The organism is Streptomyces sp. NBC_01497 (genome assembly GCF_036250695.1).
Lineage (GTDB): Bacteria > Actinomycetota > Actinomycetes > Streptomycetales > Streptomycetaceae > Streptomyces.
The window spans coordinates 6,112,546-6,137,574 of the sequence record NZ_CP109427.1 but is presented as its reverse complement, the minus strand read 5'-3'; the positions used below and the strand labels follow the sequence as shown (position 1 = coordinate 6,137,574).

Annotated in this window: 20 protein-coding genes and 1 riboswitch; of the genes, 6 read left to right on the top strand and 14 right to left on the bottom strand. The window is 70.1% G+C overall.

Translation table 11 applies throughout. The features are described from left to right. Positions 1-67 precede the first annotated feature (67 nt). Positions 68-184: riboswitch (SAM riboswitch) on the bottom strand. Positions 185-765: 581 nt separating this feature from the next. Beyond that, entirely contained in the window at positions 766-1,170 is a 405-nt protein-coding gene (locus OG310_RS25870) for a spore-associated protein A (protein WP_443078897.1), read from the top strand. Positions 1,171-1,638: 468 nt separating this feature from the next. Here the strand turns inward: OG310_RS25870 and trpD are convergent, their stop codons facing one another. From trpD to ctaE, 5 genes are all read right to left on the bottom strand, one after another. Next, positions 1,639-2,712, bottom strand: coding sequence for an anthranilate phosphoribosyltransferase (trpD, locus tag OG310_RS25865; RefSeq protein ID WP_329458252.1), 1,074 nt, complete (start codon positions 2,710-2,712; stop codon positions 1,639-1,641). A gap of 239 nt (positions 2,713-2,951) precedes the next feature. Next, positions 2,952-4,577, bottom strand: coding sequence for a cytochrome bc1 complex cytochrome b subunit (qcrB, locus tag OG310_RS25860; protein WP_329458251.1), 1,626 nt, complete (start codon positions 4,575-4,577; stop codon positions 2,952-2,954). After that, positions 4,574-5,629 (bottom strand): cytochrome bc1 complex Rieske iron-sulfur subunit, encoded by a 1,056-nt coding sequence (gene qcrA, locus OG310_RS25855; protein ID WP_329458250.1) that lies wholly within the window; start codon positions 5,627-5,629, stop codon positions 4,574-4,576. The genes qcrB and qcrA overlap by 4 nt, the downstream gene beginning before the upstream one ends. Continuing rightward, positions 5,626-6,435, bottom strand: a complete 810-nt coding sequence (gene qcrC, locus OG310_RS25850; RefSeq protein ID WP_329458249.1) for a cytochrome bc1 complex diheme cytochrome c subunit — start codon at positions 6,433-6,435, stop codon at positions 5,626-5,628. The genes qcrA and qcrC overlap by 4 nt, the downstream gene beginning before the upstream one ends. Positions 6,436-6,510: 75 nt before the next feature. After that, positions 6,511-7,131 carry an aa3-type cytochrome oxidase subunit III gene (ctaE, locus tag OG310_RS25845; protein WP_329458248.1) on the bottom strand — a complete coding sequence of 207 codons (621 nt, stop codon included), beginning with the start codon at positions 7,129-7,131 and terminating at the stop codon, positions 6,511-6,513. 200 nt (positions 7,132-7,331) lie between these two features. Here ctaE and OG310_RS25840 point away from each other — a divergent pair, with 200 nt between their 5' ends. Then, on the top strand, positions 7,332-7,733 hold the full coding sequence (locus OG310_RS25840; RefSeq protein ID WP_329458247.1) for a hypothetical protein: 402 nt from the start codon (positions 7,332-7,334) through the stop codon (positions 7,731-7,733). Positions 7,734-7,856: 123 nt separating this feature from the next. Here OG310_RS25840 and OG310_RS25835 read toward each other — a convergent pair whose 3' ends face one another. From OG310_RS25835 to ctaC, 4 genes are all read right to left on the bottom strand, one after another. After that, on the bottom strand, positions 7,857-9,149 hold the full coding sequence (locus OG310_RS25835; RefSeq protein WP_329458246.1) for a L,D-transpeptidase: 1,293 nt from the start codon (positions 9,147-9,149) through the stop codon (positions 7,857-7,859). Between the two features lie 107 nt (positions 9,150-9,256). Next, positions 9,257-9,655, bottom strand: a complete 399-nt coding sequence (locus OG310_RS25830) for a cytochrome c oxidase subunit 4 (protein WP_329458245.1) — start codon at positions 9,653-9,655, stop codon at positions 9,257-9,259. After that, positions 9,652-11,394 carry an aa3-type cytochrome oxidase subunit I gene (gene ctaD / locus OG310_RS25825; RefSeq protein ID WP_329458244.1) on the bottom strand — a complete coding sequence of 581 codons (1,743 nt, stop codon included), beginning with the start codon at positions 11,392-11,394 and terminating at the stop codon, positions 9,652-9,654. The genes OG310_RS25830 and ctaD overlap by 4 nt, the downstream gene beginning before the upstream one ends. Next, a complete protein-coding gene (gene ctaC / locus OG310_RS25820) occupies positions 11,391-12,356 on the bottom strand; it encodes an aa3-type cytochrome oxidase subunit II (protein ID WP_329458243.1) in 966 nt (321 codons plus the stop codon). The genes ctaD and ctaC overlap by 4 nt, the downstream gene beginning before the upstream one ends. 242 nt (positions 12,357-12,598) lie before the next feature. On the opposite strand from ctaC, the gene OG310_RS25815 reads away from it, so the two are divergent. Then, entirely contained in the window at positions 12,599-14,029 is a 1,431-nt protein-coding gene (locus tag OG310_RS25815; RefSeq protein WP_329458242.1) for a cysteine desulfurase/sulfurtransferase TusA family protein, read from the top strand. A gap of 51 nt (positions 14,030-14,080) precedes the next feature. Here OG310_RS25815 and OG310_RS25810 read toward each other — a convergent pair whose 3' ends face one another. Continuing rightward, positions 14,081-15,058 (bottom strand): carbohydrate kinase family protein, encoded by a 978-nt coding sequence (locus OG310_RS25810; RefSeq protein WP_329458241.1) that lies wholly within the window; start codon positions 15,056-15,058, stop codon positions 14,081-14,083. A 149-nt stretch (positions 15,059-15,207) separates the two neighbouring features. Here OG310_RS25810 and OG310_RS25805 point away from each other — a divergent pair, with 149 nt between their 5' ends. Together OG310_RS25805 and OG310_RS25800 are read left to right on the top strand one after the other, a co-directional pair. Further along, on the top strand, positions 15,208-15,429 hold the full coding sequence (locus tag OG310_RS25805) for a hypothetical protein (RefSeq protein ID WP_329460537.1): 222 nt from the start codon (positions 15,208-15,210) through the stop codon (positions 15,427-15,429). 268 nt (positions 15,430-15,697) lie between these two features. Next, positions 15,698-17,293: a hypothetical protein gene (locus OG310_RS25800; protein WP_329458240.1), complete on the top strand. Its 1,596-nt coding sequence runs from the start codon at positions 15,698-15,700 to the stop codon at positions 17,291-17,293. 130 nt (positions 17,294-17,423) lie between these two features. On the opposite strand, the gene OG310_RS25795 is transcribed toward OG310_RS25800, so the two are convergent. Beyond that, positions 17,424-17,780: a HesB/IscA family protein gene (locus OG310_RS25795; protein ID WP_329458239.1), complete on the bottom strand. Its 357-nt coding sequence runs from the start codon at positions 17,778-17,780 to the stop codon at positions 17,424-17,426. 337 nt (positions 17,781-18,117) lie between these two features. Between OG310_RS25795 and nadA the strand changes: the two genes are divergently transcribed. Next, entirely contained in the window at positions 18,118-19,305 is a 1,188-nt protein-coding gene (gene nadA, locus OG310_RS25790; protein ID WP_329458238.1) for a quinolinate synthase NadA, read from the top strand. Between the two features lie 214 nt (positions 19,306-19,519). Here nadA and OG310_RS25785 read toward each other — a convergent pair whose 3' ends face one another. The 3 genes from OG310_RS25785 to OG310_RS25775 form a co-directional block, all read right to left on the bottom strand. Further along, positions 19,520-22,669: an efflux RND transporter permease subunit gene (locus tag OG310_RS25785; RefSeq protein WP_329458237.1), complete on the bottom strand. Its 3,150-nt coding sequence runs from the start codon at positions 22,667-22,669 to the stop codon at positions 19,520-19,522. A 234-nt stretch (positions 22,670-22,903) separates the two neighbouring features. Continuing rightward, positions 22,904-23,590 carry a response regulator transcription factor gene (locus OG310_RS25780; RefSeq protein WP_329458236.1) on the bottom strand — a complete coding sequence of 229 codons (687 nt, stop codon included), beginning with the start codon at positions 23,588-23,590 and terminating at the stop codon, positions 22,904-22,906. Continuing rightward, positions 23,587-24,795, bottom strand: a complete 1,209-nt coding sequence (locus OG310_RS25775; RefSeq protein ID WP_443078896.1) for a sensor histidine kinase — start codon at positions 24,793-24,795, stop codon at positions 23,587-23,589. Before OG310_RS25775 ends, OG310_RS25780 begins: the two co-directional genes overlap by 4 nt. Between the last annotated feature and the right edge of the window lie 234 nt (positions 24,796-25,029).

Here is a 25,029-nt window from a genome sequence, read left to right as displayed (position 1 = left end):
GCCTATCGCATTCGCGTGTTCACGGACAGCTCCCCCTGAGGACCTGGACCCCAGCGGAAACACACAGGGCCCGCGCTTGCCGCAGACCTCGCTGCCTACGGCCTGGTCTTCACCCGGGGCACCCCGCCACGGACGGAGGGTTGCCGGACAGCGGGCCGGGGCCTTACCGCTGTCACTCATGACCTTGGGGGCGAGTATGCCACACCCGTACGAACCGCCCCGGGGTCCGGGCGAAGCTGCCGGGCACGGCAATCGCTGGATCGTCGCCGGCGTCCCGGCGCGAGGGGCGGACAGCGCTGCGGGCGGCGGTGGACCCGTCGCGCTCGGGGCGGGGCCGAACCGGACGACGCCGTCGGTCCGGCACATCGCAGGGCCGACTGGGCGCGGCGAATGATGATCAAGGGGCCCTCGGCGAGGGGACGGCCGCCGCGGGCGCGATTCAGCATTCCGCTTCAGGCCCCGGCCGATCCGGGACAAGCGTCCAGTTCCACCCCACCCCGCCGACCGTCACGGAACCCTCCTGAAAACCGGCGGGCCCACTCTCCGCAAAACCCGAGTCCCTTTCATCGGAACAAAACATCCAATAGAGAAAACGAAACGATGCAGGGCCGTGATCCACGTCACTTGTCAAGCTTTTCTCATATGTGCTTTTAGTTCACTTCATCCTCTTGCTGTATCGAAATCCGAACGCCAGGATCAGGGCGCACTTCACAATCATTCGACGGAGGAGAAAGAATGACATCGGTGAAGAAGAGAATTGCCGCGATGCTTGCCGCCGGCGCATCCATCACCGGCCTGGCCGTCGTGGCGGCGCCCAGCGCGAGTGCCGCCCCCGCCGCCGCTGCCTCCGCTGCCGCCACCTACAACGGCGCTTGCGGCAGCGGCTACACCGTGGTGAACTCCGCCGCGATCGGCACGTCGGGGACCATTTTCCTCACCTACAGCTCCGCGACCCGTGACAACTGCGTGGTGACGGTCAGGAATTCTCCCGGCGCGATCATCAACATGTATGCCGGCATCGCCGTCCACGGCGGCCTCATCAAGTACGACAACGGCGAGTACACGACGTACGCAGGACCCGTGTACATCAACGCGGCGGGCAAGTGCGTCGACTGGATCGGAGTGATCGGCAGCGACTCCGGCGAAAAGGACAACACGAACTGCGGCTGACGAATTCATCGCCCCGCCGTTCACGTGATCAGCGATCGCCGCTAGCCGCCGGGCCGAGGAATTACACCGGCAATCAGCCCGGACACGTGTTTTCCGACGGAATACATCGTGTCGAATTGACCGGCGTCAGGCGTTTTTCGCCGCGGCACGTCATGTGATGTCAGCGATGCCCGCGCCGGTCGGGGGAGTTCCCCGTTGCGGGTCCCCTCCGGCCGGCGCAAGGGTGTGCCGTTTCGTCGGCCTGCCGCATGGCGCGTGTGCGGGCCGGGTGTGCCCGCGCTCCCCCGTGAACGTCTGTCCGCGTCGTCCTGAGTGCGGTGCCGCGAAGGGAGCCCCTGCTCGATGAGCAGGGGCTCCTCATGCTCGGAGCATGATCACGGCGAGGACCGGCCCGGCGCGGAGCGGGGACGAGGTGACGTCGAACGGGACCCGTCCCACTCGGCGTCGGACAGATCCCTCGGTCCGCGACTACGGACGACTCGACCTGGTCGCCTTCACCCAGCGCTCCAGTACACGGCTCGCCGCCCCGGAGTCCACGGACTCCGCCGCGCGGGCGAGGCCCGCGGTGAGCTGCACCGGCAGCTCGTCGTCCGTCTGGTCCAGTGCGACCAGCGCCGCCGCCGCGTTCAGCAGGACGGTGTCGCGCACCGGGCCGGGCTCGCCCGCCAGGAGGCGGCGGGCGACGTCCGCGTTGTACGCCGCGTCCTGGCCGCGCAGGGCGGAGACGGGCACCAGGTCGAGGCCGACGGAACGCGGATCGAACGCCTCCTCGGTGACCTGGCCGTCGCGCACCCGCCACACCGTCGACGTGGCCGTCGTGGTCAGCTCGTCGAGGCCGTCGTCGCCCCGGAAGACCAGCGCCGAGTTGCCGCGCTCCGCCAGCACCCCCGCCACGATCGGCGCCATGCGCCGGTCCGCGACGCCGACGGCCTGGGCCCGTACCCGTGCCGGGTTGGTCAGCGGACCGAGGATGTTGAACGTCGTCTGCGCGCCGAGTTCGCGTCGCGCGGTCGCCGCGTGGCGCAGCGCCGGATGGAACTTGATCGCGAAGCAGAAGGTGATCCCCGCCTCCTCCGCGACCTCGACCACCCGCTCGGGGGTGAGTTCCAGGTTGACGCCGAGCTTCTCCAGCACGTCCGACGCGCCGCTCGCCGACGACGACGCGCGGCTGCCGTGCTTGACCACCTTCGCGCCCGTGCCGGCCACGACGATCGCCGCCATCGTCGAGATGTTGACGGTCTTCGCCAGGTCACCGCCCGTACCGACGATGTCGACGGTCCGGCCCGGCACCTCGATGGTGCGCGCGTGCCCGTACATCGCCCGGACCAGTCCCGAGACCTCCTCGACCGTCTCGCCCTTGGCGCGCAGCGCCACCGCGAACCCGGCGATCTGGACGTCCGTGGCCTCACCGCTCATGATGCGGTCCATCGCCCACGCCGTCTGATCGGTGCTCAGGTCCTCGCCCCGCAGCAGCGCGTTCAGGACGCCCGGCCAGGTGAGGACCGCCACGGTGTCGCCTCCGACGGGGGTCACAGCGCTCATGGTCGCTCCTGGGTGTGGGTGTCCGTCACCGGCGCACCGCGCCGGGTCGTCTGGGTCCGGCGGGCCGCCCCGCCGGACCGTACGCGCCGGGGGTCGCCGCCGGTCCGTAGCCTATCGGCGCGCGGCGCACGATCGGGCGCCGGTACGCGCAGGCGCCACGCGGCCGGGCCCCGGCCGGTCCCCGGGGGGACCGGGCCGGGGCCCGGTGCGTGGCGAATCCGTCCGGTCGCGGACGGAGATCAGTGGTGGCCGTGGCCGCTGGTGATCTCCTTGTAGTCCTCCGCGGTCGGCTTCGGGATCTGGTTCCCCTCGCCGTAGTAGCCCTTGCTGAGCTTCGCCCGCAGCTTCTCGCCGCGGCCGACCTTGCGCTCGACGCCGTTCTCGTCGACGGTCTCGCCGATGTCGAGCGCCTCGTACTGCTCGTGCGCCGTGAGGGTGTGCAGCGCGCTCTGGTCGAGTGGCGTGTGCACCTCCACGAACTCACCGTGCGGCAGGCGCTTGATGAGACCGGACTCGCGTCCGTGCAGCACCTTCTCGGCGTCGCGCCGCTGCAGGCCCATGCAGACCCGCTTGGTGACGATGAAGACGAGGACCGGGACGACGAAGAACGCGACCCGCACGAACCAGGTGATCGAGTTGATCGACAGGTGGAAGTGCGTGGCCCAGATGTCGTTGCCGCCACCGAGGAGCAGGATGAAGTACCAGGAGATCCAGGCCGCGCCGAAGCCCGTACGGGTCGGCACGTTGCGGGGACGGTCCGCGATGTGGTGCTCGCGCTTGTCCCCGGTGACCCAGCCCTCGATGAACGGGTACACCGCGATCGCGGTCAGCACCAGCGGGAAGATCACCAGCGGGATGAACACACCCAGGACGAGCGTGTGGCCCCCGAAGTTGATCTCCCAGCCCGGCATCACACGGATCAGGCCCTCGGAGAAGCCCATGTACCAGTCGGGCTGCGCGCCGGTCGACACCTGGTCGGGCCGGTAGGGTCCGATCGCCCAGATCGGGTTGATCGTGGCGATCCCCGCGACGATCGAGATCAGGCCGAAGACGAGGAAGAAGAAGCCGCCTGCCTTGGCCATGTAGATCGGCAGCAGGGGCATGCCGACGACGTTCTTCTCGCTGCGGCCGGGACCCGCGAACTGGGTGTGCTTGTGGTAGAAGACCAGGATCAGGTGGGCCGCCACCAGGCCCAGCATGATGCCGGGCAGCAACAGGATGTGGATCGAGTAGAACCGGGCGACGAAGTCGCCGCCGGGGAACTCGCCGCCGAAGAGGAACATCGACAGGTACGTGCCGACGATCGGCACGGACAGGATCGCGCCCTCCATGAAGCGGACACCGGTGCCGGAGAGCAGGTCGTCAGGGAGCGAGTAACCGGTGAAGCCGGTGAACATGCCCAGGACGAACAGCAGGAAGCCGAACATCCAGTTGACCTCACGCGGCTTGCGGAACGCGCCCGTGAAGAACACTCGCATCATGTGCACGAACATCGCCGCGAGGAAGATCAGCGCGGCCCAGTGGTGGATCTGCCGGATCAGCAGACCACCGCGGACGTCGAAGCTGATGTTCACCGTGGAGTTGAACGCCTCGGACATCCGGATGCCCTGGAGCGGGACGTAACTGCCGTGGTACACCACCTCGTTCATCGAGGGGTGGAAGAACAGCGTCAGGTACACACCCGTGAGGATGATGATGATGAAGCTGTAGAGCGAGACCTCACCCAGCATGAAGGACCAGTGGTCCGGGAAGATCTTGCGCATGTTGCTCTTGGCCAGGGAGTAGATCCCCAGCCGGCCGTCGGCCCAGTCCGCGAGGCGCTCGCCCGCGGGTGCCTGGCGGTTGTCGTCCGTCACAGTACTCATCCGCGCTCCCAGAAGGCAGGACCGACGGGCTCGTCGAAGTCGCCGAGCGCCTCAAGGTTGCCCTGGCCGTTCACGCCGATCCGCAGCTGCGGGAGGGCGTGGCCGGCCGGGCCGAAGATGACCTTGGCACCGTCGGAGAGGTCGAAGGTGGACTGGTGGCACGGGCACAGAACGTGGTGCGTCTGCTGCTCGTAGAGGCTGATGGGACAGCCGACGTGGGTGCAGATCTTCGAGAAGGCCACGATGCCCTGGTGGCCCCAGTCCAGCTCGCGCTTGTCCTTGATCTCGTCCGGCTCGATGCGGACGATCATCAGAGCCGCCTTGGCGATCTGCTCCTGGAAGTCCTCGTTGTCCTCCTTCAGCCCGTCGGGCATGGCGAAGGTCAGCGAACCGACAGCGACGTCCTCGGGACGAAGCGGCTGCATCGTGTTCATGTTGATGAGCTGCTTGCCCTTGGCCCACATCGTGGAGCGGAGCTTCTTCTCAGGCAGCGGACCCAGGTCGCGCAGCAGCATGACACCGGACAGCGGAACCAGCGCCATGGCGCCGAACAGCGTGTTCCGGACCAGCTTGCGGCGGCCGAAGCCGGACTCCGCGGCACCGTCGGCGAAGTCCTGCATCACCTTGGCGCGCACCTCCGGCGGCGCCTCGATGGCGTGCCGGTCGTCGGCGACCTCGCGGTCCGACATCAGCGTCCTGGCCCAGTGCACGGCGCCGGCGCCGATGCAGAACAGCGCCACGCCGAGCGTGATGCCGAGGGCGAAGTGCAGGATGCTGACGTGCCCGAACGGGAAGATGTAGACGATCTTGTCGACCGGGAACGCCACGTACGAGGCGATGAACGCCACGGTGGCCAGCATCGACAGGACGAACAGGAAGGCGACGGTGCGCTCGGACCGCCTGGCCGCGCGCTCGTCGATGTCCTGGATCCGCGGAAGGTGCGGGGGAAGCCCCGGGTCCGCGAACGGGTCGTCCCTGCGCACGACGGTGTCGCCGTGCGCGCCCTGCTCACTCGGCAGGTTCTCTTCTGGTGGAGTGTCTTGGCTGCTCATGACTTCTTGGCCTTAGCGGTGTGGGCCGCGATCCAGACGGCGACGGCGATGAGGGCACCCAGACCGAAGATCCAGGCGAAAAGCCCCTCACTGACGGGGCCGAGACCACCGAGATCCAGACCACCGGGCGACTCGGACTGCGAGCCGTTGACCGCCTGGACGTAAGCGATGATCTGCTGCTTCTGCTTCGTCGGCATCGTCGTGTCCGGGAAGTTCGGCATGCTCTGCGGGCCGGTCTGCATGGCCTCGTACATGTGCTTCGGCGTGACGCCTTCAAGACCGGGCGCGAACTTGCCGTTGGTCAGCGCGCCGCCCTCGCCGATGAAGTTGTGGCACTGCGTGCAGTTCGTACGGAACAGTTCGCCGCCCTTGGCGACGTCCGATCCGGCCGGGTCGTACTCCTGCGAGGTCGGAATGGAGGGACCGGCACCGAGGGAGGCGACGTACGCGGCGAGCTGTTTGATGTCTCCCTGCGAGTACTGGACCTTCTTCTGCTCGATCTGCGGGCCGGGCTGCTGGGCGGGCATACGGCCGGTGCCGACCTGGAAGTCGACGGCGGCAGCGCCCACGCCGACCAGGCTGGGCCCGTCGGAGCTGCCCTGACCACCGGTTCCGTGGCAGCTGGCACAACCGACGTCGTACAGCTTCTTGCCCTCGTCGATATTGAGGGACTGGGCGGAAGTGTCAGCTTGAGCCTTGTCCGCAGGCGCGAACGCGGCATACAGCCCCCCTGTGGCCGCCAGCGCGAGGAGTAGGACGACGACCGCCGCCAGCGGGTGGCGTCGTCGTGCGGAGAGCTTTTTCACGGATTACCCCGGTGTCAGGATCTTCTGCGTCGGTGCTTCTGGAGTGTGTGCGAGCGCGTCGGGCGCGAGGCCCCGCTACTTGATGAGGTAGATCGTGGCGAAAAGGCCGATCCAGACGACATCGACGAAGTGCCAGTAGTAGGACACGACGATGGCGGCCGTAGCCTGCTCGTGGGTGAATCTCTTGGCCACGTAGGTACGGCCGAGCACGAACAGGAAGGCGATGAGGCCGCCCGTCACGTGCATGCCGTGGAAGCCGGTGGTCAGGTAGAACACCGAACCGTACGGGTCGGAGGAGAGCGAGACGCCGTCCTCCCTCACCAGGTTCGTGTACTCGAAGATCTGGCCGCCGATGAAGATCGCACCCATCATGAACGTGACCACGAACCAGGCCCGGAGCTTCTTCACGTCACCGCGCTCGGCGGCGAACACGCCGAGCTGGCAGGTGAGGGAGGAGAGCACAAGGATCGTGGTGTTGCCCGCCGAGAACGGCACGTTCAGGTGCGAGGCCATGGACTTCCAGTGCGCCTCGCCGGTCACCGAACGCAGGGTGAAGTACATCGCGAAGAGGGCCGCGAAGAACATCAGCTCGGAACTCAACCAGATGATCGTTCCGACACTGGTGAGGTTCGGCCGATTGACCGTCGGGTGCGCGGGCCCGGTTTCTACTGTCGTTGCTGTCGCCACGACCGACATTATGTCGGTCGCTTATCCCGCCCTCACTCCCGGGGGTCCCGTTCGGTGTGTCTATGCCCTGTGTCCAGCTCGAACGGCTCAGTCAACAGCCGTCCTTACCGGTGCTGACAGGGCGTGGGACGGAGTAGCATCCGGGCCACTGGTCCCACGGCGGACGACGCCGCGGGAGCCTCGCAGACGCCTCAAGTCCTGGAGGAACCATGCGGCCGACCGCCACCGTGCTTGTCTATAGCGACGACGCCAACACCCGCGAGCAGGTACGGCTGGCCACCGGGCGCAGGCCCGCCGCCGACGTGCCGCAGGTCGAGTTCCTGGAGTGCGCCACCCTGCCCGCCGTACTGGACGCCCTGGACCGGGGCGGCGTCGACGTCTGCGTGCTGGACGGCGAGACCGTGCCGGCGGGCGGCATGGGCGTGTGCCGGCAGATCAAGGACGAGGTCTTCCGCTGCCCTCCGGTGCTGCTGCTGATCGGGCGCCCGCAGGACGCGTGGCTCGCGACCTGGAGTCGCGCCGACGCCGCCGTCACTCTTCCGGTGGAACCCGTGGACTTCGCGAACGCGCTGGCGTCCCTGCTGCGCGACCGGCTCGCCGTCGGCGCCTGACACGGATCCGTACCCGTAAGTGGTACGGGCGTGACGCCGCAGTGCCGCTCCTGACCCCCTCTCGGGGGCACGGGAGCGGCACTGCGGCGTTCCGGGGTCGTTCGGGTCGGGTTTTGCCGCGGGTCAGACCGCGGGGCGCAGGCGGGAGGCCTGGACCACGTTCTGGGCGGAGTTGTCAGCGCTCTTGCCGGTACCGGTGGACGAGCCACCGCCCTGTATCGCGCTGCCCTTGAGCCAGTCCTTCCAATCGAGGTTCCAGTCGCCGAAGCCGTTGCCGAAGTGCTCCATCTCGTCGCCGCCGCTGTTCTCGACCTTGACGACGTCGCCCGGCCGGACGGCGTTGAAGAACCACTCGGCGTCGTCGGTCGACATGCCGGTACAGCCGTGGCTGACGTTCGCGGAGCCCTGCGAGCCGACGGACCAGGGCGCGGCGTGCACGTACTCGCCGCTCCATGTCACCCGGGTGGCCCAGTGCACCGGCAGGTCGTACGAGTCGGAACTGCCCGCGGCGATGCCGACGGTGGCGCTGCGCATCTGCACGAACGCCTGCTTCTCCAGGACGACCTTGACGCCGTCGCGGGTCTCGAAGCCGGGCTTGCCCGTCGTGACGGGCAGGTCGTTGATCTCCTTGCCGTTGCGGTAGACCGTCATGCGGTGCGAGGAGGCGTCCGTGACGGCGATCAGCCGGTCGCCGGTGGTGATGCTGAGCGGCTTGGAGGCACCGCCGTAGAGCTTCCCGTCGACCTTCACACCGGCGAGGTTGCTCGACGCCTTCACGGAGGCGTGGGCCGGCCAGTAGGCCTCGGGCCGGTAGTGCAGGTGGGTGGAGTCGACCCAGTACCAGGAGCCCTGCGTCGCGGGCACCGAGGTGACCTTCAGGGACCGTTCCACGACGGCGCGGGCTGCCGGTGCCTTCACGGGGGCGCTGAGCTGGGCGGTGATGGGTTCGCCCACGCCGTACTCGCCGGCGTTGGGGCCGAAGGTGACCTTGAGTTGCTTCTTGGAGGGGGGCGGCGCGGTGTCGAAGGAGAGCCTGCGGGTGCCGGGCTTCCCGTCGTCGTCCTCCGTGGACACCCTGACCGTGTAGTGGGTGCCCGCGGTCAGGGGCGCTGTGGAGTGCCAGCGCTGACCATCGGCGGCGAGTTCGCCCGCGAGGTGGTGGCCCGCGGTGTCGACTGCGGTGACGTCCGTGATGCGTCCGTCGCCGTCGTTGGACGTGATCTCCAGGGGCTTGGTCAGCGGGACGGGCTTCTTGTGGTCCTTGGCGACGCCGAACGAGACCTGGTCGGCCGCGTCGTACGGGTGCGAGGAGAGCTTGCCGCTGTCTGTGCCGCCGCACGCCGCCGCGCCCGCCCCGAGGGACGCGAGCAGCAGGGCGCAGCCGGCAACGGTGCGGTAGCGAGGCATGTCGTTCATGGCCTCACGCTATGAAGGTTCGTCAGTCCCGGCACGACGGGTGTGGCAAAAGAGGGACCCGGACCCTCCGCGTCGGAGTGTCCGGGTCCCTGAGGTGTCGCCGTGTGCTACTGGTTCCGGTTTTCACCGTGGTAGTACTCGAAGACCCAGCCCCACAGGCCGAGCATGATCAGCGGCGCCGAGAAGTACAGCAGCCACCAGCCCATCGCGACGGCGAGGAAGGCGAGCGCGCCACCGGCGCCGAGCGAGACGGGGGCCCAGCTGTGCGGGGAGAAGAACCCCACCTCGCCGGCCTCGTCCGCGACGTCGGCCTCCTTGTTGTCCTGCGCCAGCTCGTCCATGCGGCGGGCCGTGAAGGACAGGTAGAAGCCGATCATCAGCGCCAGGCCGAAGGCGAGGAACAGCGCCACCGTACCGGCGACCTCGCGCGACCAGTAGCCGTAGACGACCGCGACGACCAGGACGAAGAGGCTCAGCCAGAGAAAGAGCCGTCCTTGGATCTTCACTTGCCGGCCTCCTTGCCGCTGCCGCTGCCGGCCAGGGCCTTGTCACCCTCGACATGGGCGAGCTGGTCCAGCGCGGCGATCTCCGGGTGGTGCAGGTCGAACGCCGGCGATTCGGAGCGGATGCGCGGCAGCGTGAGGAAGTTGTGCCGCGGCGGCGGGCACGACGTCGCCCATTCGAGCGAACGGCCGTAGCCCCAGGGGTCGTCGACCTCGACCTTCTTGCCGTACTTCGCCGTCTTCCAGACGTTGTAGAGGAACGGCAGGATCGACAGGCCGAGCAGGAAGGAGCTGATCGTCGAGATCGTGTTCAGCGTGGTGAAGCCGTCGCTGGCGAGGTAGTCCGCGTAACGCCGCGGCATGCCCTCGGCGCCCAGCCAGTGCTGCACCAGGAAGGTGCCGTGGAATCCGACGAACAGGGTCCAGAAGGTGATTTTGCCGAGACGCTCGTCCAGCATCTTGCCGGTGAACTTGGGCCACCAGAAATGGAATCCGGCGAACATCGCGAACACCACGGTCCCGAACACCACGTAGTGGAAGTGCGCCACCACGAAATACGAGTCGGAGACGTGGAAGTCCAGCGGCGGCGAAGCCAGGATGACGCCGGTGAGGCCGCCGAACGCGAAGGTGATCAGGAAGCCGATCGACCAGAGCATCGGGGTCTCGAAGGAGAGCGACCCCTTCCACATGGTGCCGATCCAGTTGAAGAACTTCACACCGGTCGGTACCGCGATCAGGAAGGTCATGAACGAGAAGAACGGCAGGAGCACGCCACCGGTCACGTACATGTGGTGGGCCCACACGGTCACGGACAGGCCGGCGATGGAGATCGTCGCGGCGACCAGGCCGATGTAGCCGAACATCGGCTTGCGGCTGAAGACCGGGATGACCTCGGAGATGATCCCGAAGAACGGGATCGCGATGATGTACACCTCTGGATGGCCGAAGAACCAGAAGAGGTGTTGCCATAGCAATGCCCCTCCGTTCGCGGCATCGAAGACATGCGCTCCGAACTTCCGGTCGGCCTCCAGCGCGAACAGCGCGGCGGCCAGCACCGGGAAGGCCAGCAGGACCAGCACACCGGTCAGCAGCACGTTCCAGGTGAAGATCGGCATCCGGAACATCGTCATGCCGGGCGCGCGCATGCAGATGATCGTCGTGATGAAGTTGACGGAGCCGAGGATCGTGCCGAAGCCGGAGAAGGCCAGACCCATGATCCACATGTCACCGCCGACACCCGGCGAGTTGACCGCGCTGGAGAGCGGCGAGTAGGCGAACCAGCCGAAGTCGGCCGCACCCTGCGGGGTGAGGAAGCCGCCGACGGCGATCAGCGAGCCGAAGAGGTACAGCCAGTACGCGAACGCGTTGAGGCGAGGGAACGCCACATCGGGCGCGCCGATCTGCAGCGGCATGATCCAGTTGGCGAACCCGGCGAACAGCGGCGTCGCGAACATCAGCAGCATGATCGTGCCGTGCATCGTGAACGCCTGGTTGAACTGCTCGTTCGACAGGATCTGCAGACCCGGCCTCGCCAGCTCCGCACGCATGATGAGAGCGAGCACACCGCCGATGCAGAAGAACGCGAACGACGTGATCAGGTACAGCGAGCCGATCGTCTTGTGGTCGGTGGTGGTCACCCACTTCACGGCCACGTTGCCGGGCTGCCGGCTCTGGACTGGCATCTCGTTCGCGTACGAGTCCTCGTCCTCGGCACCCTGTGATTGTTCGTTGAGGATGCTCACAGTGTCTTGTCCTCCGCGTTCCTGGCCGGACCCGTCTGGGCGATACCCGCCGGGACGTAGCCGTTCTGGCCCTTCTTCGCCAGGTCCTTCAAGTGCTGCTGGTAGCGCTCCGGAGAGACGATCTTGACGTTGAAGAGCATCCGCGAGTGGTCGACGCCGCACAGCTCGGCGCACTTGCCGCGGAAGGTGCCTTCCTGGGTCGGCGTGACCTCGAAGGAGTTGGTGTGGCCGGGCACGACGTCCATCTTCATGAGGAACGGCAGGACCCAGAAGTCATGGATGACGTCACGCGACGTCAGGATGAACCGCACCTTCTGGCCCTTCGGGAGCCAGAGCGTCGGACCGGGGTTACCGGTCTGGGGGTTGCGCTCAGCCGGGACACCGGCGTCGTAGACACCCTCGGCGCCCTTGGGGAAGGCCTTCGTGAACTTGTCCGGGATGGCCTTGAGCTCACTCGGGACCTTCGAACCCGTCGAGTCGTTGCCGTCCACGTTCTCGACGTAGTTGAAGGCCCAGCTCCACTGGTAGCCGACCACGTTGATGGTGTGGGCGGGCTTGGGAGACAGGTCGAGGAGCTTCGACTCATCGCGTGCGGTGAAGTAGAAGAACACCGAGACGATGATCAGCGGAACCACGGTGTACAACATCTCGATCGGGAGGTTGTACCGGGTCTGCGGAGGAACCTCGATCTTCGTACGGCTACGCCGGTGGAAGATGACGCTCCAGATGATCAGGCCCCACACGAGGACGCCGACCACCAGCGCAGCGGCCCACGATCCCTGCCAGAGGGAGAGGACGCGGGGTCCCTGCTCCGTGACCGGGGTCGGTAGACCAAGGCGTGGAAAATCCTTGTAAGAGCAACCGGTGGCGGTCACCATGATCAGGCCCGCGGTCAGCACCACCTGCGGCAGCTTCCGCCGCATCGGGCGCCGCGACGAGCGGTCGGAGCCGTTGGGACTCACGTAGCGCCTTCCCGAGAGTCTCGCCCGCGCGGGCGGCTGCGGCCGTCTCGGTCGTCGCCGGCCCTGTCACGGGCAGGGGTTTGATGTTTATGCGGACCAAACCCTACTGGACGCTATTTGGCGTCGCGCGGGGAGGGTGCCCAACGCGCCGTCCGACTCCCCGAAGGGATTCAACCCCTGGCCGGGCCCCGGTTCTGACACTCCCTCCGGCCTCGCGCGGCGGCTCGGGTTAGCCTCGCGACGTGTCCTACTTCGACTCGGCTTCCTCCGCTCCGCTGCACCCCGTCGCCCGTCAGGCGCTGCAGGCGTCCCTCGACGAGGGGTGGGCGGATCCGGCCCGGCTGTACCGGGAGGGGCGGCGGGCCGCGCTGCTCCTGGAGTCCGCCAGGGCGGCCGCCGCGGAGGCCGTGGGGTGTCGCGCGGACGAACTGGTTTTCACTCATTCGGGGACGCAGGCGGTCCACGCGGGGATGTCCGGGGCCCTTTTCGCGCGTCGGCGTGTCGGCGCCCATGTGGTGGTGTCGGCGGTCGAGCACTCGTCGGTGCTGCACGCGGCCGGGCACGCGGCGGACGCGGGCGGTTCGCTCACGGAGGTGCCCGTCGGCCGGGGCGGGGCGGTGTCGCCCGGCGGGTACGCCGACGCGCTGCGCGCGGACACGGCGCTCGCGTGTCTGCAGTCGGCGAACCACGAGGTGGGCACGGTGCAGCCGGTGGCCGAGGTGGCCGGGGCGTGCCGGGAGCGAGGGGTGCCGCTGCTGGTGGACGCGGCGCAGTCGCTGGGCTGGGGCCCGGTGGACGGCCCCTGGTCGCTGCTCACGGCGAGCGCGCACAAGTGGGGCGGCCCGGCGGGCGTGGGGCTGCTCGCGGTGCGCAAGGGGGTCCGGTTCGCGCCACAAGGCCCGGCGGACGAGCGGGAGTCGGGGCGCGTGCCGGGGTTCGTGAACATCCCGGCGGTGGTGGCGGCGGCGGCGTCGCTGCGCGCGGTGCGGGAGGAGGCCGCCGAGGAGGCCCGGCGGCTCGGCGCGCTGGTGGACCTGATCAGGGCGCGGGTGCCCGAACTGGTACCGGACGTGGAGGTCGTGGGCGATCCGGTGGCGAGGCTCCCCCACCTGGTCACGTTCTCGTGTCTCTATGTCGACGGCGAGACGCTGCTGCACGCACTGGACCGGGCGGGCTTCTCGGTGTCGTCGGGATCGTCCTGCACGAGCGACACACTGACGCCGAGCCATGTGCTGCGGGCGATGGGCGTGCTGTCGGAGGGGAACGTACGGGTGTCACTGCCGCGCGGGACGGAGCGCGCGGACGTCGAGCGGTTCCTCGCGGTGCTGCCGGGCGCCGTCGCGGCCGTACGGGCACAGCTCGACGCGCCCGCGTCCGCCCCGGTGCGGGCGGCGGCGCCGGAGCCCGCCGCGCCGGAGCGTGCGCCGGGCCCCCTGCCGGAGCAGGAGGAACCGATGGTCGTCGACGCGCTGGGCCGCCGGTGCCCCATCCCGGTGATCGAGCTGGCGAAGGTCTTCGGCCGGGTGCCGGTCGGGGGGACCGTGACGGTGCTGTCGGACGACGCGGCGGCGCGGCTCGACATCCCGGCGTGGTGCGAGATGCGCGGACAGCGGTACGTGGGAGAGCGGCCGGCGGACCGCGGTGTCGCGTACACGGTCCGCCGGCTGTCCTGAGCCGCGTGCCGCCGGGCGCAGGCCAGGCGCGCCGGGAGCCTTCAGCCGGGGTCAGGCGGGCAGGTGGCCCTGGACCTCGACCGCGGCGTCGTGGCCGTACGCCTTGGTGAAGCGCTCCATGAAGTGGTTGCGCGCCAGTGTGTACTCCTGGGTGCCGACCGTCTCGATGACCAGCGTCGCCAGCATGCAGCCGACCTGGGCGGCACGCTCCATGGAGACCCCCCAGGACAGGCCCGCGAGGAAGCCCGCGCGAAAGGCGTCGCCGACGCCGGTGGGGTCGGCCTTGGTCTGCTCCTGCGCGCAGCCGACCTCGATGGCGGGGTGGCCCATCTTCTCGACGCGGGCGCCGTTCTTGCCGAGGGTCGTGATGCGGTGGCCGACGCGGCTGAGGATCTCGGCGTCGGTCCAGCCGGTCTTGGCCTCGATGAGTCCCTTCTCGTACTCGTTCGAGAAGAGGTAGGTGGCGCCTTCGAGGAGAGCGCGGATGTCGTCGCCGTCCATGCGGGCGATCTGCTGGGAGAAGTCGGCGGCGAACGGGATGCCGCGCGAGCGGCACTCCTCGGTGTGCCGGAGCATCGCCTCGGGGTCGTCCGCGCCGATCAGCAGCAGGTCGAGCCCGCCGACACGGTCCGCGACGTGCTGGATCTCGATCAGCCGGGCCTCGCTCATGGCGCCGGTGTAGAAGGAACCGATCTGGTTGTGGTCGGTGTCCGTCGTGCACACGAAGCGCGCGGTGTGCAGATGGTCGGAGATGTGGACGGACCCGGTGTCGACGCCGTGCCGGTCCAGCCAGCCGCGGTACTCGTCGAAGTCCTCTCCCGCGGCGCCGACCAGGATCGGCCGAAGGCCCAGCTGGCCCATGCCGAAGCAGATGTTGGGAGCGACCCCGCCCCTGCGCACGTCGAGGTTGTCGACGAGGAAGGACAGGGAGACCGTGTGGAGCTGGTCCGCGACCAGCTGCTCCGAGAAGCGTCCAGGAAAGGTCATCAGGTGGTCGGTGGCGATGGAGCCGGAGACTGCGATTCGCACGGCGTGAACGCTCCTGGGGATACGAACGGTTGGCACTTCACGCTACCGCTACCCGCTGGGGCGGTGGCGGGGAGGACCCGGGCACATGGACGAGAAACCACCCGAAAGCAGAAGTTTGCCCACTGTGAGCGGGTGCGTACCGTGGGTGCATGACGAATCACGGAGACAGGTGCGTCAGGTCCGGCGGTGGCGTCGGCATCGAGCCGGGAACGGGCATGGCGGAGCTGCGCGGCGACTGTGCCCGCATGGCCGCGCGCTGGGGGGCCCGGCCGACGGGGCGAGTGGGCGGCCCGGTGCCGCCGATCGCCGGGGTACGGGTCGATCCCGGAGCGGTACGGCTGGTGGCCGGCATGTCCGAGTACGGGGACTGAGGCCGCGCGGCCGGGAACCGGTCCCCGCCGGGACTGAGGCCGCGCGGCCGGGAACCGGTCCCCGCCGGGACTGAGGCCCGCCGGACGACCGGCGCGCCCCCGTTCGGCCGCACCGGCCCCGATCACCCGCCGGCCCGTCACCTCCTCCCCCTCGCCCGCCCTGCCGCGCCGCAGTGCCGGAACCGGGCGGGGGGCCGCCACGTCCCACCGTTGACCGTGGACATACGAGTGGACAGACGAACGGATGACCGGCCGAAGGAGCGCAGCCGTGAGCAGCACGCAGGAGCCGGAAGAACCCCGGGACGGGATCGCCCACCGCGGCACGGAGTCCGGGACCGCCCGTCCGCCGGGCCGCCGGGGGCGGCGCACCCCGCTCGCGGTCGCCTCGGTGGCGGCGGCGGTCCTGGTCGTGGCGGGCGGCGGCGTCTACCTCGCGGCCGGATCGGGCGGGAGTGACACGCGGGGCGCGGAGGCAAGGCCGCCGCTGCGTATCGGTCCCGTGGACGACCCGGTGAACCCCGGCGGGCCCATGGCGTCGGTGTCCCCGTCGCCGCCGTCGGCGCACGGCATCGCCCCGGGCGAACCGGACCCGCGCGGACTGCTCTACCGGGTCGAGGGCGCGCTGCCCGGCGGGCCGGACTCGGCGCGGGTCTACGACGGCGGCGCCGACGTCGGCGCCGGACGGGTCACGGCGCTCGCCCGGGCGCTGGGAGTGCCCGGCACCCCGCGTACCTCAGGGCAGTTCTGGCAGGTCGGCAGCGGGGCGGCCGGTTCCGGGCCACTGCTTCGGGTGCAGAAGAAGGCACCCGGCACCTGGACGTTCTCCCGCGCCGTCCCGTCGTACGGGGACGACTGCGCGAAGGGCAAGGCCTGCCCGGGCACCGCCACCGGGCCCGATCCCGGCGGCATCGTGCGCCGGTCGGGCGGCGCGGTGAGCGAGGCGGTGGCCGAACGGGCCGCCGCGCCGGTGCTCAAGGCCGTGGGGCAGAGCGGCGCGCACCTCGACGCGCGGCAGCTGCTGGGGGCCGTGCGCGTGGTGAACGCCGACCCGGTGGTCGCGGGCCTTCCCACCTACGGCTGGACGACCGGTCTGCAGGTCGGCGCCGACGGGCGGATCGCGGACGGCGGCGGGCAGCTCGCCGTGCCGCAGGCGGGCGCGTCCTACCCGGTGACCGGCGCGGCCGAGGCCCTGAAGGCGCTCAACGCGGCGGCGTCGGGCACCACGTCGGGGACCGGCGGGTGCGCCACGGCCGAGCCGCTCACTGGCGGACCCGTCACGGGCGCGGAACCGGCGCCCACGAGCGGCTGTGCGTCCCGGCCGCCGACGGACGAGCGGACCGTGGCGGTGGAGTCCGTGGCGTTCGGGCTCGCGGCCCGCGCCGTGGACGGACGGCTCGCGCTCGTACCGTCGTGGCTGTTCACGGTGGATCCCGGAGGCGGCACGCCGGCCTACCGGGTGACGCAGCCGGCGGTGGCGCCCGCCTACCTGCGGCCGCCGCTGCCGCCGGGCGGGATGAGGCCGGGCGGCGGCACCGGATCCGGCACGGGCGCGCCGCCCCCCTCGGGCGCCTCGCCCTCCGGGACGGGCAGCGGGGCCGACCCGGGGACCCTCTCGTACAGCACGCACGGCCGCGATCTCACGGTGCGGTTCTGGGGCGGTGTCTGCGGGACGTACGGGATGACGGCGGACGAGTCGGGGTCCGCGGTGAAGGTGCGCCTGGTCAAGCCCCGTCCGAAGCCGGGCGAGAAGTGCGTGGCGCTGGCGAAGCGGCTGAGCAGGACCGTGACGCTGGAGCGACCGGTGGGTGACCGGGACGTGGTCAGCGCCACGACGGGCACGAACGTGCCGCACGCGGCGTCCTGACGCCAGGCGCGGCGGCCGGGCGGATCTCCCGCCGCCGCGCCGGAGCGAGTGCCGGCCCGGCGGACGCGGGCATGCGAAAGGCGGCGGTCCCCACAGGGGGCCGCCGCCTTTCGTGGTCGCGCGGGATGACTCAGTGGAAGGAGTCACCGCAGGCGCAGGAACCCGTCGCGTTCGGGTTGTCGATGGTGAAGCCCTGCTTCTCGATCGTGTCGACGAAGTCGATCGAGGCACCGCCCAGGTACGGGGCGCTCATGCGGTCGGTGACGACCTTGACGCCGCCGAAGTCCTTGACGATGTCGCCGTCGAGCGATCGCTCGTCGAAGAACAGCTGGTAACGCAGGCCGGAGCAGCCACCGGGCTGAACGGCGACGCGCAACGCGAGATCCTCGCGTCCCTCCTGGTCGAGCAGGGTCTTGACCTTGCTCGCGGCGGCGTCGGACAGGAGGATGCCGTCGCTCACGGTGGTGGTCTCGTCCGATACGGACATCTGCTTCTCTCCCGGGTTGTACGGACTGCTTGCCGAATGCGAAAACCGGCGTGGCCGCGGATTCATTCCACGGCTCGGTACTCATTCCCCACTTCATGCTCGCACATCGCACGCCGGTACGGGACGGGCCGCGGGGTCCGTTCGCCTCGGGGCGGGTGCCGCCGGGCCGCCGGGCACGCGCGGGTACCTGTTCCGCCGGTTCACCCGGCCGGGATCGCGTCACATCGACGGTATCCGCATCGTCAATATGACGCGAAGCGGATATGATAGATAGCGTCAATCCGACGAAAAGGCGTGACGCAGTACTCCGGTACGCAGAGAAGAAAGGGTGCGTGACGTGACCACGGCCCAACCCCTTACGGAACTCGACGTGCAGCCCACACCGCTGGCGCTGCTGCTGCTCGGCCGGGAGGCCGACCCGCGCAGCGAGCGGGGGGTCGAGTGTCCCGGCGACCTGCCCGCCCCCTCCGACCCCGACCTCGTGGCCCGCGCCCGCGCCGCCAAGGAGCGGCTCGGCGACCGGGTGTTCGTACTCGGCCACCACTACCAGCGCGACGAGGTCATCCAGTTCGCCGATGTGACGGGCGACTCCTTCAAGCTCGCGCGGGACGCCGCGGCCCGCCCCGGCGCCGAGTACATCGTCTTCTGCGGCGTGCACTTCATGGCGGAGTCGGCGGACATCCTGACCGCCCCCGAGCAGAAGGTCATCCTCCCCGACCTCGCGGCGGGCTGTTCCATGGCCGACATGGCCACCGCCGAGCAGGTCGCGGAGTGCTGGGACGTCCTGACGGACGCGGGCGTGGCGGACCGCGTGGTCCCCGTCTCGTACATGAACTCCTCGGCCGACATCAAGGCCTTCACCGGGCGGCACGGCGGCACGATCTGCACGTCGTCCAACGCGGAACGAGCCCTGAACTGGGCGTTCGAGCAGGGCGACAAGGTGCTGTTCCTGCCCGACCAGCACCTCGGCCGCAACACCGCGGTACGGGACCTCGGCATGTCCCTCCAGGACTGTGTCGTCTACAACCCGCACCGGCCGAACGGGGGCCTGACCACCCAGCAGCTGCGCGACGCGAAGATGATCCTGTGGCGCGGCCACTGCTCCGTGCACGGCCGCTTCTCGCTGGACTCGGTCAGGGAGGTCCGGGAGCGCATACCCGGCGTCAACGTCCTGGTGCACCCGGAGTGCCAGTACGAAGTCGTCTCCGCCGCCGACGAGGTGGGCTCGACCGAGTACATCATCAAGGCCCTGGAAGCGGCCCCCGCCGGGTCGAAGTGGGCCGTGGGCACCGAACTGAACCTCGTACGGCGGCTGGCGAACCGATTCGCCGCCGAGGACAAGGAGATCGTCTTCCTGGACCGCACGGTGTGCTTCTGCTCCACCATGAACCGCATCGACCTGCCCCACCTGGTGTGGACGCTGGAGTCGCTCGCGGACGGCAACGAGATCAACCAGATCCGGGTGGACGCCGACACCGCGCACTACGCGCAACTGGCCCTGGAGCAGATGCTCGCCCTGCCGTAACCGTATCCCGCGGCCCGCGCCCGCGGGATACCCACGGGGACCGGGAACCGGGCGAACCGGCCGGCCGGGAGCAGGGCTGCCACCCCCCAGCACGGCGACAGGGGCGGGACCGGGCTGCCACCGGCCACCGGCCACCGGCCATCACAGGGACACAAGGGGGTGCCCCCGGCGGAAACATCCGCCGGGGGCACCCCCTTCGCCACGGCCGCCCGCGTCAGGCGTGCGCGTCCTGCCGGACCCGCCCGCCCTGCGCGTCGGACCGCGGCTCCGCGTCGCCGCCGCTCCCGGCGGCCTTCTTCTTCGCGCGGCGCTCCTTGCGCAGCTCGACCATCGCATAGAGCGTCGGCACGAGCAGCAGGGTCAGCAGCGTCGAGGAGATCAGGCCGCCGATCACGACCACCGCCAGCGGCTGGGCGATGAAGCCGCCCTCGCCGGTGACCCCGAGCGCCATCGGAAGCAGCGCGAAGATCGTGGCGAGCGCCGTCATCAGGATCGGGCGCAGCCGGTGCCTGCCACCCTCGATGACCGCCTCGACCACACCGAACCCGCGCGATCTGTACTGGTTGATGAGGTCGATCAGCACGATCGCGTTGGTGACCACGATGCCGATCAGCATCAGCATGCCGATCATGGTGGGCACACCGAGCGGGGTGCCCGTCACCAGCAGCAGGCCGAGCGCGCCGGTCGCCGCGAACGGGATCGAGACCAGCAGGATCAGCGGCTGGACCAGGGACCTGAAGGTGCCGACCAGCAGCATGAACACGATCGCGACCGCGGCCAGCATGGCGAGGCCGAGCTTCTTGAACGCGTCGCTCTGGTCCGACGTCACACCGCCGATGGACGCGGTGGCGCCCGACGGCAGCTTCAGCGCCTTCACCTTGGACTGGAGCGCGCTGCTGACCGAGCCGGTGTTGTCACCGGTCGGACGGGCCGTGACGGTGGCGGCGCGGTTGCCGTCGATCCGCGTCATGGAGACCGGCCCCGGTACGACCTTCACATCGGCGATCTGACCCAGCTTCACCGGGCCGAGGGGCAGGTCCTTGAGCTGCGCGACGGTCGTCGCCGGCTGCTTCGAGGTGACCACCACGTCGCGCTCGGTGTCGTCCAGGATCGCGGTGCCGGACTTCGTGCCGCTGACGGCCTGCGCCACGGCGGCGCCCAGCGTCGCGTTGTTGTACCCGGCGTCCGCCGCCTTGTCGTTGGCGGTGACGGAGACGCGCGGAATGGACTGCGACAGGTCGCTCTGCACGTCGGTGACGTGGCTGAGCGTACCGACCGCGGCCGTCACCAGGTCGGACGCCTTCTTCAGCGTCGCCGAGTCGCCGGCCTTGACCGTGACGCTCAGGTCCGAGCTGCCGAAGCCGCCGCCCGCGGAGACCGTCGTGGCGCCGACACCCTTGAGGCCGCGCAGCTTGTCCTCGATGGCGCTCTGCGTCTTCTCGTACTGCGAGGCGTCCTTGACGGTCACCTGGTAGCTGGCCTGGTTGGTGCCCGCGGCGCCGCCGAGGGCGGCCTGGAAGCCGGAGGTGCCGACGGTGACCTGGTAGTCCTTGACCTGGTCCAGGTCCGCGAGGACCTTCTCGACCTTCTTCGCGGCTTCGTTCGTCGTCGCCAGGCTGGTGCCGGGCGCCAGCTTCTGGCTGATCGAGAGGACGTCCTGGTCGCTGTTGTCGAAGAAGTTGGTCTTCAGGAAGCTCGACATGCCGAGGGTGCCGACGAGGATCACCACGGCGATCAGCACGCTGGTGAGGCGCTTGCGGGTGGCCCAGCGGAGCACCGGCACATAGGCGCGCTGGAGCCTGCTGTTGCTCTCCTTCTCCTCGGCCAGGCGGCGGGCCTCGTCCTCGCTGATGCCCTTCGTGCCCTTGGGGGGCCGCAGGAACCAGTAGGACAGGACAGGCACGGCCGTCAGCGACACGAGCAGCGAGGCGAGCAGCGCGGCCGTCACGGTCAGGGAGAACGATCCGAACAGTTCGCCGACGATGCCGCCGACCAGGCCGATGGGCAGGAACACCGCGACGGTGGTCAGGGTGGAGGCGGTGACCGCGCCCGCGACCTCCTTGACGGCGTTGACGATCGCCGTGTGGCGCTCCTCGCCGTAGCCGAGGTGTCTCTTGATGTTCTCCAGGACCACGATCGAGTCGTCGACGACGCGGCCGATGGCGATGGTCAGACCGCCCAGGCTGAGGACGTTCAGCGTCTGGCCGTCGATCCACAGCACGATCAGCGCGATGACGACGGACAGCGGGATGGAGATCGCGGTGACCAGCGTCGACCTGAGCGACGCCAGGAACAGCAGGATCACGATCACCGCGAAGACCAGGCCGAGGGCGCCCTCGGTGGTCAGGCCGGAGATCGACTTGGAGACCGCGGGGCCCTGGTCGCTCGCGACGACGATCTTCGTGCCGGAGCCCAGCTGGTCGCGCAGGTGGGGCAGTTTGTCCTGGACCGCGTTGGAGATCGAGACGGCGCTGCCGTCCTGCGAGTCCATGGTGATGTTGACGGCGAGGCTGGGCCGGCCGTCCGTACGGGTCAGCGCGGTCTGCGCCGCCGGCCGCTGCGCGACGGTGGCGATGTCACCGAGACGTACGGGCTTGCCGGGCGCGGTGCCGGGGGCCGCCGCGGGCGAGACCTCAAGGTTCTGGATCTGCTTGAGCGAGGTGAAACCGGTGCCGACCTGCACGGTACGGCTCTTGCCGTCCTCGGCGAACGACCCTGCCGGCACGGGCACGCCGCCGGCCTTGAGCGCGTCGGAGACCGATCCCGCGGTCAGGCCCGCCTCGGCGAGCTTCTTCGGGTCGGGTGTGACGGCGACCTGCAGGTCGCGCACCCCGTCGACGTTGACCTGGCCGACGCCGTCGATGCCCTGGAGGTCGGGCACGACCGTACGGTCGAGCTGGTCGGCGAGCGCCTGCTGGTCCTTGGTCGAGGTGACGGCGAGCACCACCGTCGGCAGGTCGTCCGTGGATCCCGCGAGGACCTGCGGGTCGACGCTCTCCGGAAGCTGGTTGGAGGCGCGGTTGACGGCCTGCTGGATGTCGGCGACGAGCTGCTTGGTGCCGGACGAGCCGAAGCCGAAGCTCGCGACGACGGTGGCACTGCCCTCGCTGGAGGTGGAGGTGACACTGCTCACACCGTCGACCGCCTTGATGGCGTTCTCCAGCGGCTCGGCCACCTGCTTCTCGACCACGTCGGGAGACGCACCCTGGTAGGGAGCCACCACCGACACCAGCGGCAGGTCGATGGGCGGCAACAGCTGCTGCTTCAGCTGCGGTATCGCTATCGCGCCGAACACGAGGGCGATGATCGACATCAGGCCTATCAGGGCCCGTTGTCTGAGGCTGAACCTGGACAGCCAGGACATGGGGTCTCTCTTCTGTGTGCGTGCTGCGTCTGCGTGCTGCGTCTACGCGGCCGTGTGGAACGGCAGGTGGGCGGGCGGCGGTGACGGGTGGTGACGCGCCGGCCGGCCGTCGGGGGCCGAGCGGCGATCCGGCCCCTCTACACGATCAGGCATGGAAAGGGGCGTTTCCGTCCGCCGCAGGTCCATTTCCGGAGGTCGCCGCGTACCGCGCCTGCAGTACACGGCGGCGGAGTACTACTCCACCCTCGGACGCACCAGCCCTGATTCGTACGCGAATACCACCAATTGCGCCCTGTCGCGGGCGCCGAGTTTGGCCATGGCCCGGTTGACGTGCGTCTTCACGGTGAGGGGGCTGACCACGAGGCGCTCGGCGATCTCGTCGTTGGAGTGGCCGCCTGCCACCAGGCCCAGCACCTCCCGCTCGCGCACGGTCAGCGTGGCCAGCCGGTCCGCGTGCGCGGCCGACCCCTCGCGGCCGTCGTCCGGGCCGCGCTGCGCGAGGAAGGAAGCGATCAGGCCCTTGGTCGCGAGGGGCGACAGCAGCGCCTCGCCCGCCGCCGCGATGCGGATCGCGTTGAGCAGTTCCACCGGCTCCGCGCCCTTGCCGAGGAATCCCGACGCGCCGGCGCGCAGCGACTGCACCACGTACTCGTCCACCTCGAAGGTGGTCAGCATCACCACGTGCACCCCGGCGAGTTCGGGGTCCGCGCTGATCATCCGGGTCGCGGCGAGCCCGTCCGTGCCGGGCATGCGGATGTCCATGAGGACCACGTCGGCCTTCTCGGAACGGGCGAGCGCGACGGCCTGTGCGCCGTCGGCGGCCTCCGCCACGACCTCCATGTCCGGCTCCGAGTCGACCAGGACCCGAAAGGCGCTGCGGAGCAGCGCCTGGTCGTCCGCGAGCAGGACCCTGATCGTCACGCGCGCTCCCCTTCTCGTGGCTGCACCGGCAGTATCGCCTGCACCCGGAAGCCGCCCCCGTAGCGGGGTTCCGCGACGAGGGTGCCACCGAGCGCGGTGACACGTTCCCGCATGCCGAGCAGGCCGTGCCCGCCGCCCGGCGCGGGCTCGCGCGGACCCGCGCCGCCGTCGTCCAGGACGGTGACCTCGATGCCCGTCGGCGTGCGGACCACACTGACCTCGGCCCCGGCGCCCGTGCCCGCGTGTTTGCGGACGTTCGTCAGCGCCTCCTGGACCACGCGGTACGCGGCGAGGCCGACGGCCGCGGGCAGCCGGGGGGCTTCGTCCGCCACCAGGCACCTGACCGGCAGCCCGGCGGAGCGGAACGTGTCGACGAGCGCGTCGAGCTGCGCGAGGCCCGGTGCCGGTTCGGTGGGCGCCTCGGGGTCCCCGGACTGGCGCAGCAGGCCGACCGTCGCGCGCAGCTCGTCGATGGCGCTGCGGCTGGCTTCCCGTACGTGTGCCAGCGCCTCCTTGGCCTGGTCGGGACGCTTGTCCATGACGTGCGCCGCGACCCCGGCCTGGACGTTGACCAGGGCGATGTGGTGGGCGACCACGTCGTGCAGGTCGCGGGCGATGCGCAGCCGCTCCTCGGCGACGCGCCGCCCGGCCTCCTCCTCGCGGGTGCGTTCGGCGCGTTCGGCGCGCTCCCGCATCGCGTCTATGAACGCGCGGCGGCTGCGGACGGCGTCGCCCGCCGCTGCCCCCATCCCGGTCCACGCGAAGACGCCCAGGTTCTGCTGGGAGTACCAGGGCCCGGAACCGAAGGCCATGGCGGCGGCCGTCAGCACGCCCATCGTGAGCAGGCCGACCCGCCAGGTGGTGGGCCGGTCGGTGTGCGCCGCGAGGGTGAAGAGAGCGACGACGACGGTGAAGGCCACGGGCGCGTTCGGCCGGCCGACGGCAAGGTCGAGCACGGTGAGCCCGACGGTGACGAGGAGTACGGAGCGCGGGCGGCGCCGGCGCAGCACGAGCGCCGCCGCGGCGAGCGTCATCAGCACGATGCCGAGCGCGCCCGGCGGATGCACCTCGATGGGCGCGGTGAAGCCCCGGTGGCCGCGCGGGTGTGCGAAGGCCGTACCGAACATGCAGATCAGGACGGCGAGGGCGATTCCCACGTCGGGCCCGGTGGGATGGGCCCGGGACCAGCAGCGTGCGCGCAGCAGCGCGCCGGTCGCGGGGGCGGCGGACTCACGGCTCGCGGGCTCCCCCGTACCGTCCGCCGCGGCGCGCGGGCCGAGGGGGCGGGTGGCGGCTCGCGATGCGGCGGCCCCGGCACGCGGGGCGGGCGGCCGCGCCCCGGGAGCGTCGCCGGGCACGCGGACGCGGGCAGCGGGCCGCCCCGCGCCGTCAGGGCGCGGGGCGGTCACGTCGCTGGAGCGGGGAGTACGCACGGTGTG

Coding starts and splice junctions, on each gene's coding strand:
- OG310_RS25870 (WP_443078897.1), top strand. CDS start 766: ATGCTTGCCGCCGGCGCATCCATCACCGGCCTGGCCGTCGTGGCGGCG.
- trpD (WP_329458252.1), bottom strand. CDS start 2,712: ATGAGCGCTGTGACCCCCGTCGGAGGCGACACCGTGGCGGTCCTCACC.
- qcrB (WP_329458251.1), bottom strand. CDS start 4,577: ATGAGTACTGTGACGGACGACAACCGCCAGGCACCCGCGGGCGAGCGC.
- qcrA (WP_329458250.1), bottom strand. CDS start 5,629: ATGAGCAGCCAAGACACTCCACCAGAAGAGAACCTGCCGAGTGAGCAG.
- ctaE (WP_329458248.1), bottom strand. CDS start 7,131: ATGTCGGTCGTGGCGACAGCAACGACAGTAGAAACCGGGCCCGCGCAC.
- OG310_RS25840 (WP_329458247.1), top strand. CDS start 7,332: ATGCGGCCGACCGCCACCGTGCTTGTCTATAGCGACGACGCCAACACC.
- OG310_RS25835 (WP_329458246.1), bottom strand. CDS start 9,149: ATGAACGACATGCCTCGCTACCGCACCGTTGCCGGCTGCGCCCTGCTG.
- OG310_RS25805 (WP_329460537.1), top strand. CDS start 15,208: ATGACGAATCACGGAGACAGGTGCGTCAGGTCCGGCGGTGGCGTCGGC.
- OG310_RS25795 (WP_329458239.1), bottom strand. CDS start 17,780: ATGTCCGTATCGGACGAGACCACCACCGTGAGCGACGGCATCCTCCTG.
- OG310_RS25785 (WP_329458237.1), bottom strand. CDS start 22,669: ATGTCCTGGCTGTCCAGGTTCAGCCTCAGACAACGGGCCCTGATAGGC.